Here is a 1,951-nt window from a genome sequence, read left to right as displayed (position 1 = left end):
GCGGCTATGATTCTCTGGCAGACAGCGGCTTTGTTCTGGAAAATGAAGCAGACGGCAGCTACCGCATGACGCACGAGGACGGCGCAGCGTTCATTTTCTCGAATGACGGCAAGCTGCAAACCGTCTATAATCCCGATGGTACGCCGGTAGCACAGCTTACCTACAACGGCGATGAACTGACCGAGATTGACGGCATTGCAGGCAGCTATACGCTGGCATGGTCGAACGGACATATTTCGTCCGTGACCGATAACGCAGGCCGCACCGTATCGTATGAGCATGACAACGATCTTCTGACCGGCGTTACCAATGCGGACGGTGATACGCTGCACTATACCTACGATGGCGACGGCTATCTGAACAGTGCTACCGACTTTGAAGGCGAAGTCTATATTAAGAACGAGTATGACGGCATAGGCCGTGTGGTAAAGCAGACCTTTATCAACGCGGACATTTCCACTGTTTCCACCGTTTCCTATGACGATGAAGCGCGTGTTACGACCTGTGTAGATGCTAATGGGCTTGAAACGCGCTACTACTACGATAATCACCGCAACATCCAGAAAATCGGAACAGTTATCGACGGCACGGAATACACCACCGCCAACACCTATGACGGCGATTATCGCGCCAACTCTGCAAGCGACCGTCTGAACGGTGCAACCGCATACGAGTATGACAGCAATGGCAATGTGACGAAAGTTCGCTATGCGGACAATACCGCTATGACGCTGACTTATACAGCGGGCGGCGATATTGCGTCTATCACGGACGCGCTCGGCAATACGGAAACCTATACCTACTCCGGACACAGCTTGACCGAGTTCCGCGACAAGAACGGACATACCACTTCGTACACCTATAATGCACTCGGTCTGCCGATTACGGTTACGGATGCGCTTGGCAATCAGACTACCTATGCGTATGACAATAAGGGACGGCAGCTTTCTGTCACTGACGCAGAAGGCGGCGTTACCAGCTTTGAATACGATGCCGTAGGCCGCATTATTGCAGAGCATACCAAGGTGAGCGATACAGCAACCGCAACGACCAAGCATACCTACTCCAAGGCGGGCAAGCTGCTGAAAACCGTAGACGCGCTGGGCGGCGAAACCTCATATGAGTACAATGCCAACGGCTTTACCACCTCGACCAAGGACGCGCTCGGCGGCACGGTAACGACCGAATACGGCACGAACGGTGAACCGCTGGAACGCACGGACGCGAACGGCAACGAAACCACCTATGAATATGACAAGGACACCGCACAGCTTATATCGGTAACAGACGCAGAGGGCAACGAAACCCGCTACACCTACAATGACCGCGGCCTGCTTATCCAGACTACGGACGCGGAAGGCAATGCGACTACCTATGAATATGACGCACTTGACCGTGTAGCAAAGACGATTGACGCGCTGGACGGCGAAACGATCTATGCGTATGACAGCATGGGACGCACGGTTTCGGAAACCGATGCAGAAGGCAACAAGAAAAACTACACCTATGACGCGCTCGGACGAACCAAGACCGAAACCGACGGTGCAGGCAACAAGACAACCTATACCTATGACCCTGTTGGCAATCTGCTTGTCACAACGGACGCAAACGGCAATGAAACCAAGACCGAGTACAACGCCATCAATGCAGCGGTAAAGCAGATTGACGGCGAAGGCAACGAAACCACCTACACTTACGACAAGGCAGGACGGCTGCTGACCGAAACGGACGCACTCGGCGGCGTTACTGCGTACACCTACGACCTTGCGGGCAATCAGCTTAGTGTTACCGACCCCGAAGGCAATGTGACAAAGTATATCTATGACCTGCTGGGACGCGCCGTAGAGCAGATTAACGCAGACGGCAGCAAGACCCGCACGGTGTATGACGCGCTGGGACGCACGACAGAAAGCTATGACGAACTCGGCGGTAAGACTGCTACCACCTATGA

1 pseudogene is annotated in these 1,951 nt (G+C 53.8%); it reads left to right on the top strand.

The features are described from left to right. Window positions 1–1,951, top strand: a pseudogene (locus tag DW724_RS15350) (RHS repeat protein); the annotation flags it as partial.

This window comes from Butyricicoccus sp. AM27-36 (assembly GCF_003480945.1).
GTDB classification, from domain to species: Bacteria; Bacillota; Clostridia; order Oscillospirales; family Butyricicoccaceae; genus Agathobaculum; species Agathobaculum butyriciproducens.
Note: the sequence above shows the minus strand (reverse complement) of the source record. Positions and strands in the feature narration are given on the sequence as shown.